The following is an 8,905-nucleotide window of genomic DNA, read 5'->3' as shown; positions in this document are numbered from 1 at the left end:
ATCCAGAGCAAGGCGCGGCGACGAAGACAGTACGAACGTACGGCGAGGAACTGCAACGCAGCTATGGAGGCTATGTCAGCGCTCGTAGCCGCTCATCATCTGCCAGCGACCGCTCATCCGCCAGCGGTCGCCGCGCGCCGGCCCCGCCGCTAACATGGTTCTACTCACTCACCACGGAGAAATACCATGTCCTTGCCCCGCATCGTTGCCACCCTCGCCGCCAGCCTGCTGCTCGCCTCATCCGCCATCGCCGCCCCCACCACCGCCTTCAAGGTCGACGTCACGGGCAACGCCAGCGGCGCACCGATGATCCTGATCCCGGGCCTGTCGTCAGCGGGCGCGGTATGGGACGGCACCGTCAAACGCTATTGCGGCGCGCGCCGCTGCCACGTGCTGACACTGGCCGGCTTTGCCGGCGTGCCTGCCATCGATGCGCCGCTGCTGGCCACCGCCGAACAGCAACTGAGCGAGTACATCGCCGCCAACAAGTTGCAGCAGCCGGTCATCGTCGGTCACAGCCTCGGCGGCTTCCTGGGGTTGAAACTGGCTGCCGACCATCCGGACCAGGTAGGCCGCCTGGTCATCGTGGACAGCCTGCCGGCACTGGCCGCCATCCAGATGCCGAGCATTACCGGTCCGCAGATGAAGGAAATGGCCGCCGGCATGCGCACCCGGATGCTGGGCATGGATGCCGCCACTTACAAGGCCGGCCAGCTGCAAACACTGCGTACCATGATCACCGGCGAAGCCGATGTACAGCGCGCACTGGTGTGGGGCCAGCAGTCGGACCGTACCACGGTCGCCAACGCGATGGCGGACCTGATGGCACAAGACCTGCGCCAGGAAGTCGCCCGCATCAAGGCCCCCACGCTGGTGATGGGTACCTGGATCGCCTATAAAAACTTCGGTACCCGTGACCAGTTCCTGCAGGGCTACCAGGACCAGTACCGCCAGCTGCCAGGCGTGAAAATCGAGCTGGCGGACAACGCCCGCCACTTCATCATGCTCGACGACCCGGACTGGATGTATGATCGCATCGACCAGTTTTTGAAATGAATGCACTGTAAATGCCCGTGACCGACCATCGCCCCCTGCCCGCCCGCCTGAACTGGTACTGGATCCTCCAGCTGGCCGGCTGGAACTTCCTGCCGCTGCTGATGGTGGCGATGACACCGAGCGCCGAGCGCACGCTGGCCGCGATCGCGATTGGCTACTGGGGTGTGACGGGCGGCCTGCTGATTTCCCACCTGTGGCGCCGGTTCCTCAAACGCCGCATTGACAACCGCGTGCGCGTGTCGTGGAGAACCATCGCCATCGCTTTGCCCTTGCTCAGCGCCGTGCACACGGCGATACAGACAGTCGGCTATTTCGTCATCAAGCCGTTCGGCGAGGTGCATGGCGCGGGGTGGCTGCCGGGGGCGCTGCTGTTCTGGTGGGGCGTGTACCTGGTCTGGACCATCTTCTATATGCTCGTCGCCAACCTGCGCCGCAATGCCCGGCTCGAAGCGGAAGCGCTGCAACTGCAACTGAGCGCGAAAGAAGCCGAACTGCGCGCCTTGCAGGCGCAAGTCAATCCGCATTTTTTCTTCAACAGCATGAACAGCGTGCGCGCCCTGGTCTACCAGGACCAGGACGCGGCCGCGCAAATGATCGACCAGCTGGCCAGCGTGATGCGCTACGCGCTGCAATCGGGCCACCACGACACGGTGCCGCTGGCCGCCGAAATCGAGGCCGTACAAGCCTACCTGGCAATCGAGAAAATCCGCTTCGAGGAACGGCTGCGCATCGCCATCGATATCGGCCTGGGGCTGGAAACCGTGCGCATCCCGCCCATGACCTTGCAAACGCTGGTGGAGAACGCCGTCAAGTATGGCGTGGAGGCCAGCGCCACCGGCAGCGACATCCGCATCCAGGCCAGGCGCGGTAACGGCCATGTGGTGCAGATCGAAATCGCCAACCACGGCGCCATTGCACCGTTTGCCGATTCCACCCGCGTGGGGTTGGCCAACACGCGCCAGCGGCTGGCGTTGATCCTGGGCGCGGGCACCCGGCTCGACCTGACCGAGGACAGCGGCTGGGTGCGCGCCACCATGACCATCCCGGAGACACCATGACGCCATCAATGCGCGTGCTGCTGATTGACGACGAACGCCTCGCGCGCGCCGAATTGCGCCGCCTGCTGGCGGCGCACCCGCACGTGGAGATCGTCGGCGAAGCGGCCAACGCCGCCGAAGGCGTGCAGCAGATCGCTGCCTTGCAACCGGACCTGGTACTGCTCGACGTGCAAATGCCCGGTGGCAGCGGCTTCGACATGCTGGCCGCCCTCGACCACGCGCCGCAGGTGATCTTTACCACGGCCTTCGACCGCTACGCCTTGCAGGCCTTCGAAGTCAATGCGCTCGACTACCTGCAAAAGCCGATCCAGCCGACGCGGATGGCGGCGGCGCTGCAACGGTGTGCGGCGCGGCAGCCAGCCATCGCGGCGCCGGGCGCCAGTGCCACGCCGGTCACCACACCGCCCAAGCTGTTCATCAAGGACGGCGAGCGCTGCTGGTTCGTGGCCCTGGACGACATCCGCCTGTTCGAGTCCGACGGCAACTACACGCGCACCTATTTCGACACGCATCGGCCCCTGATGCTGCGCTCACTGAGCCAGCTGGAAGAACGGCTCGACCCGCAGCGGTTCTTCCGCGCCAGCCGCCGCCACATCGTCAATCTCGGCTTCATCGAGCGGGTGACAGCCAATGAATCGGGCGGCCTCGATCTGACACTGCGCGATGGCATGGCGATCGAAGTCTCGCGCCGGCGCGCCGCCCAGTTCCGCAGTCTGACCAATTTTTGACGACGACCATCAGCCGCCCAGCACGTCCGCCGGCGCCATGCGCATGGCCACGCGCGCCTGGCGGGTGATCGCCAGCAGCGCCACCATCAGAGTGATCATCAGCGACATTAGCAAGGTCCAGTAGCCACCCGGCGCCTGCGCGACATAACCAGCGAGGTAGCGCTCGATGGCCAGCGCCGCCAGCGGCAAGCCGATGACAGCGGCCACCAGCACCAGCCCACCGGTCTCGCGCACTACCAGCAGGCCGATGTCGCTGCCACGCGCGCCGTGCAGCTTGCGCAGCACGATCTCCTTCGCCCGGCGTTGCACGGTGGTGGCCGACAGCACGTAGGTGCCGAAGGCGGCGATCGCCAGCGTGATGGCGGTGGCGATGACGAGCAGCGTGGACAACCGCGACTCGTCCGCGTAGTTCAGCGCCAGGATGTCACTGGCGCGCTGGGTACGCATGATGGCGTCCGGAAAGTAGCGCGGCCACAGCTCGCGCACCAGCGCCTCCACCTGCGGCGCCGGTACCGAAGCGCGCACGCTCAGCGCCACGCCGGCCGTCCATAATTCGAAGGCGGTGGCGCGCGGCGCTTCGCGCAGCGTATGAAAATGCAGATCGGGTGGAATGCCCACCACGCGCTTGCGCACGACCTTGCCGTCGAAATCGGTAAACAGCACCACTTGCCCGACCGCTGCATGCGGCGAGGTGAAGCCCAGGTCGCGGGTGGCAATCGCGTTGAGCACCACCGGCACCGGATCGTCTTCCTTGTCGCGTGCCGACTGGAACAGCCGGCCAGCTTGCGGGGCGATGCGATACAGTTCGAAGAAATTGGCGCTCACGCCTTTCATTTCCATGCCCGCGCCAGTCCCGCCTTCACGCCGCAGCTCGCGCGTCCAGGCCTGGTCGAGCCGCCCCACCGGGTCTTCCGAAATGGCGATGCCCTGCACGCCCGGCTGCGCGGTCAGCGCGGCCATGAAGGCGCGCGCCGGTTCGCTGTAACGCACCGGCGCCGGCAGGTCGACAATGACGAACGGCGCCGGATCGAAACCCGGCGAGGCGCGCAGCGCGAACTCGGTCTGCCACGCCACGGCGGCCGTCACGCTCACAAAGCCCATGGCAATCGCCACCTGCGCGACTGTCAGTGCGCGGCGCCAGCGCGTGCTGGCTGCCGACTCGGTATCGGCGCGTCCGGCCAGTACCTGCGTGGGCAGCACGCGCATGGCGATCCACGCCGGGTAGAGTGCGGTGACCACGCCCAGCAAGGCGCCGAGCGCCAGCGCAGCAGCGATGTGCGGCAGCGACAGCAAGCCGGCGAGGTCGCGGTTCATCAGCAAGGCGAACTGCGGCAGCGCCAGCCACGCCAGCACCAGTCCCAGCACGGTCGCCACGACGGACACCGTCACCGACTCGGTCACGAACTGCAGCACGAGGCGGCGCGCGCCCGCGCCCAGCACCTTGCGCAGCGCCACCTCGCGCTGGCGACGCAGCACGCGGATGGTGGCCAGGTTGACGTAATTGATGGCCGCCAGCGCCAGCACCAGCAGCGCAATCGCCGCCAGTGCCGCAATCACCGCCGGGTTGGCGCGGTTACCCGGTTTGAACACGCGGTTGGGCTGCACCGCGTGGTCGAAGTAGGCAGCTCGCAGCGGCGTGACGCCGATGTCCATGATCTTGCGCCTGCCCAGGCGTGCCAGCGTTTCCGGTGGCACGTTGCGCAGGCTGGGCGCACGATCGACCGCCTGCTGCAATGTCGCGACGATGGCCGGCAGCGAAGCGCCGGGCCGCACGCGGATCAGCACCTTGCCCATCCAGCCCTGCTGGCCGGTGAGCAGTTCGTCGCGCACCATCTGGTCGGTGAGCGTGGAGTTCACACCCAGCAGCGAGTCGAACGGCACCGTCGTGGTGGGCGGCGGCGTGCGCACCACCGCACCCACGCGCACCGTCTTGCCTTCGGCCTGCATGGTGCGGCCTACGGCGTTGGCCGTACCGAACAGCCGCTGCGCTGTGGCCTGAGTGAGCACTACCGCATCGGGCTGCGCCAGCGCCTGACGCAGGTTGCCCTGCACCGCCTGCATCCCCAGCATGTCGGCAAAGCCCGGCAGTACCAGCAGCCCTTGCAGATGCTGGCGGTGCTCACCGATGCGCACCACCAGCGGCGTAGTCTCGGGCCGCGACGGGAAGAACACCGTGGCGTCCACCACGCCGGGCGTGGTCAACGCGGTCTGGCGCAGAAAGGCAGGCGCCACATCGTGCAGCGGTGACTTGGGATCGACGTTGTAGCGCTGTGTGACCACGTAGATGTGATCTGCATCCGGCACATGCGCATCGTATTGCAGCGAGTAGCGCACGTAGCCGAGCAGCAGGATGCAGGTGCACAGGCCCACGGCCAGGCCGAGGACCACGACCAGCGAGTAGCCAGGTTCGTGCAACAACGTGCGCCAGCCGATGCGAAAGTCCTGGGGTGTCATTGTGATTCCTGAAGTGGCGATACCGTGACACAGCAACTAGCGTGCCACGGTGTTTTCACCGCCGCGAATGGCGTTTTCAGCGCCGGCTGTTCATTGTCGAACACCGGCGCTGTCCGCTTTCGCACGTATCTACTTCAGCGCGGGGATCTTCTGCGGCGTATAGGGCTGCACCGGCTGCGCCTTGAGCTTTTGCGCCAGCAGGTCCAGCGCCACTTCCAGCTGGCGGTCCTGGCCGTTAAAGGTGGCGTGCGGCAGGTTGTCCACTTCCACGTCCGGTGTCACGCCCACGCCTTCGATCAGCCAGTGGCCGTCGGCGGTGTTGAACTGACCGTTCTGCGCTACCCGCGCCATGCCGTCGTCGCTGAGGCGATTGTTATCGCTGAGCCAGACGCCGGCGCCGGCGGTGCGCATGCCTACCAGTGGCGCCAGCCCCAGCGCCTTGACGCCGGCCGCAAAGGTCTCGCCGTCCGAGTAGGTCAGCTGATCGATCAGCACCACCAGGTGGCCGCGGAACGTGGTCTGCATGTTCGGCGCCGGCTGGCTGCCCGGCGAGGACCAGAAGGCCCAGGCCTTGCGCAGCAGCTTTTCGATGATCCAGCTGTCGATATTGCCGCCGTTGTTGCGGCGCACGTCGATGATCAGGCCTTCACGGTTGACGTTGGCGTAGAAGTCGCGCGCGAACGAGGCAATGTCGCGCGCGCCCATGGCGCGCAGGTGCAGGTAGCCGATGCGGCCACCGGAGGCCGTCTCCACCTGCCGCGCGCGGCTTTGCTCCCAGTCGCTGTAGCGCAGCGCCGCCTGTTTGGTCATGTCCACCGGCAGCACAATCACCGGCCGGCTGCGGCTGTTTTTACCCTTGACCTGCAACAGCACCTGCTTGCCGGCCTGGTTGAGCAGCAGGTCGGCGATGTCGCGCACCTCGTTGGCCGGCTTGCCGTTGACGGCGGTGATGATGTCGCCTTCCCTGATCTCCACGCCGGCCTGCGCCAGCGGCCCGCGTTCGGACGGCAGTTCCGGCTCGCTGCGGTAGATGTGATCGACCTGGTAGCCTTCCGCCGTGCGGGTGAGCAGCGCGCCGAGGCCGGCCGGCGTGCCTTCCGGCGCAGAGCGGCGCAGGTCGCCGGGACGGATCTGCGAGTGCAGCGCGCCCACTTCGCTCACCATCATGCCGAGGATATCGTTCAGTTCCGCGCGGTCGGTTACGCGGTCCACCAGCGGCGCGTATTTCTGGCGCACGCCGGCCCAGTCCACGCCGCGCATATTGGCGTCGTAGAGGAAGTCGCGGTGCATGCGCCAGGCATCGTTGAACATCTGCTTCCACTCCAGGCGCGGATTGGAAGTAAAACTCCAGTCGTCCACCTTGACCCTCGCCTTCGAGATATCGGCCGGCGCCTTGGCGCCGGCATCGACGATGATCATCTCGCCCGGTCCGGCGGCAAAGGTGCGGTAGTAAATATGCTTCTTGTCCTGCGCCAGGTCGAACTCGCGCACATTGCTGGCAAAGGTTTCCGGCTGCGGACCGTTGGCCGCGATGGCCAGGGTTTTCAGGCTGGCCTTGCCGCCTGGCGTTTCGCTCTCGAGGTAGTACAGGCGCTTGTCGTCCATCGCCAGCGCGCGGTAATTTCCGGGCGCCAGCGGCACTTCGTACAGCCGATCCTGCAGGCCGGCGAACACGATGGCGGGCAGCGCTTTGCCGGCGTCCGGTTTCGGCTTGGCGTCGGTAGCCTTGGCCACCTTGGCCACGGCTTTTTCGGCCGCTTTTTCGGCGGCCTGCTCGACCGCCTTGTCTTCGGTGCCGTCGGCACTCTTCTCGCCCGGCTGGCTCAGTTCATCATCGGGCTTGAACGGGAAGCGGTTACCCGGTTGCAGCGCCAGTGCGTACAGGCCGGTGCGCTTGTCGAACACGGGGCCCATGTTGCGGTCGCCCCACGGCGAGCCATTGGCCAGCGTGAAGTTGCGGGCCGAGAGGAAGTACAGCCACTTGCCGTCTTTCGAAAACACCGGCGCGCCGGACGTGAAGCGGTCGCTGGTGACAAAAGCCAGCTGCTTCGAGGCCAGGTTGTACAGGCCGATCTGTTCGCGCTGCTCGGTGCTGGCGGCGCGCACGATCGCCAGGTTCTTGCTGTCGGACGACCAGACGATTTCGTCGTGCTTGTCCACGCCCGCCTTGCCGGCGTCGTCGATCACGACATTGGTTTTGGTGGCCAGGTCCAGTAGCCAGAAGCGGCCCTTCTTGTCGGTGTGACCGAGCCAGCGGCCGTCCGGCGATGGGTACAACTGCCAGCGGTGGCTGATGCCGTCCTTGGTCAGGCGTTCGCCCGGACCCGAACCGTCGGCCGGGTACTTCCAGATTTCGTTCTCGCCGGTGCTGTCCACAATCGCGTACACCCAGCGCTCGTCGTGACTGAACACGGCCTCGCGCGCCCGCGCGCCTTCGGGGATGGCGATTTCCACGCGACGCTGGGCGCCGGTGCCGGCCAGGCTTACGCGCCCGCGCGCGGTGAGCACCAGGCGTTCGCGCGTGGCGGCCAGCTGGACATTGGTCAATTGCTCGAGTGGTGAACGGATCTGGCGCGCGCGCTGCTGGTCGAAATCGGACACCAGGTCAATCGCCAGCGCGCGGTCGTTCGACGCCGCCAAATCCAGCACGTGGATGTCGGCGCCCAGCTGGTAGGCGATGCGGCCGTCGCCCAGCGCAGCGTTGCGCACGTCCCAGTCTTTATGACGCGTGTGCTGACGCAGGTCGGCGCCGTCAAGCGCCATCGACCAGATATTGTCCGCGCCATCGCGGTCGCTGATGAAGTACAGGCGGCCCTGCCACCACATCGGCCGCTTGTTGTTGAAACTGAGATTACCAGGATCGGACGCCAGCAGTTGCACCGCCTCGGCCTTGCCATCGACATCGTAGCGCCACAACTGGGCGTGCGCCCCACCCCGGTAATTCTTGACGTTGTCGTTGGTGAGCGCCAGGCCGTAGCGGGTGAAGTACAAAGTCTTGCCAGCGTCGTCGAGCACGGCGTCGTTGGCATCGGCCACGGCAAACACGCGGCGCGCCAAAGTGGTGGGCGTGACTGCCGCAACGATGCGGTGCGCCGACGGGCCCTTGCTGTCCTGGGTGCTGACCAGCACCTCGCCCTGCGCGGTCCAGCCCAGCACCGTGACGGCACCGTTCTCGAACGTGATGCGCCGTGGCAGGCCGCCAGCGAGCGGCATCACGTACGCTTCCTGCGCGCCCTCGTAGGCGCCGGTAAACGCCACCCAGCGGCCGTCGTGCGAGATGGCGGCGTTGGTTTCGGCGGCGGCGTGGGTGGTCAGGCGCTGGGCGACGCCGCCCTGGGCGCCGGTCTTCCACAAGTCGCCTTCGGCAGTAAAGACCACGGCGTCGCCACGGATGGCGGGGAAACGGTAATAGGCTTCGGCGGCGTGGGCGCCGAGGTGGGTGGCCAGCAGGCCGGCGGACAGCAGCAGTTGCGACAGGCGGGACAGTTTCATGGAGACCAGGCTAAGTTGTCGGATTGAACGACAATTCTGGCACAGCTTGGCGTATTACTGCGAAAAAACCCGCACGGCTAACCGGGGAGCTCAGCGGTAAAAAAAACGCCCCGCATT

5 protein-coding genes are annotated in these 8,905 nt (G+C 66.4%); 3 read left to right on the top strand and 2 right to left on the bottom strand.

Annotation, left to right across the window (positions count from 1 at the left end):
• Positions 1-186: 186 nt before the first annotated feature.
• From DUPY_RS07465 to DUPY_RS07455, 3 genes are read left to right on the top strand one after another with little or no spacing between them, the layout of a single operon-like run.
• Positions 187-1,056, top strand: a complete 870-nt coding sequence (locus tag DUPY_RS07465) for an alpha/beta fold hydrolase (RefSeq protein ID WP_070247194.1) — start codon at positions 187-189, stop codon at positions 1,054-1,056.
• Between the two features lie 17 nt (positions 1,057-1,073).
• Positions 1,074-2,114 (top strand): sensor histidine kinase, encoded by a 1,041-nt coding sequence (locus DUPY_RS07460; protein WP_070247199.1) that lies wholly within the window; start codon positions 1,074-1,076, stop codon positions 2,112-2,114.
• Complete coding sequence (locus DUPY_RS07455) at positions 2,111-2,842, top strand: LytR/AlgR family response regulator transcription factor (protein WP_229255273.1); 732 nt, start codon at positions 2,111-2,113, stop codon at positions 2,840-2,842. Before DUPY_RS07460 ends, DUPY_RS07455 begins: the two co-directional genes overlap by 4 nt.
• A gap of 9 nt (positions 2,843-2,851) precedes the next feature.
• Here the strand turns inward: DUPY_RS07455 and DUPY_RS07450 are convergent, their stop codons facing one another.
• Both DUPY_RS07450 and DUPY_RS07445 read right to left on the bottom strand, forming a co-directional pair.
• Entirely contained in the window at positions 2,852-5,296 is a 2,445-nt protein-coding gene (locus tag DUPY_RS07450; RefSeq protein WP_070247192.1) for an ABC transporter permease, read from the bottom strand.
• A 129-nt stretch (positions 5,297-5,425) separates the two neighbouring features.
• On the bottom strand, positions 5,426-8,788 hold the full coding sequence (locus DUPY_RS07445) for a S41 family peptidase (RefSeq protein ID WP_070247191.1): 3,363 nt from the start codon (positions 8,786-8,788) through the stop codon (positions 5,426-5,428).
• Positions 8,789-8,905 lie beyond the last annotated feature (117 nt).

Source organism: Duganella phyllosphaerae, assembly GCF_001758785.1.
GTDB lineage: Bacteria > Pseudomonadota > Gammaproteobacteria > Burkholderiales > Burkholderiaceae_D > Rugamonas > Rugamonas phyllosphaerae.
The sequence above is the reverse complement of the archived record's forward strand: the minus strand, read 5'-3'. Positions and strand labels throughout refer to the sequence as shown.

Excerpts from the sequence above, each read along its gene's own strand:
- DUPY_RS07455 (WP_229255273.1), top strand. The coding sequence starts at position 2,111 with ATGACGCCATCAATGCGCGTGCTGCTGATTGACGACGAACGCCTCGCG.
- DUPY_RS07465 (WP_070247194.1), top strand. The coding sequence starts at position 187 with ATGTCCTTGCCCCGCATCGTTGCCACCCTCGCCGCCAGCCTGCTGCTC.
- DUPY_RS07445 (WP_070247191.1), bottom strand. The coding sequence starts at position 8,788 with ATGAAACTGTCCCGCCTGTCGCAACTGCTGCTGTCCGCCGGCCTGCTG.
- DUPY_RS07450 (WP_070247192.1), bottom strand. The coding sequence starts at position 5,296 with ATGACACCCCAGGACTTTCGCATCGGCTGGCGCACGTTGTTGCACGAA.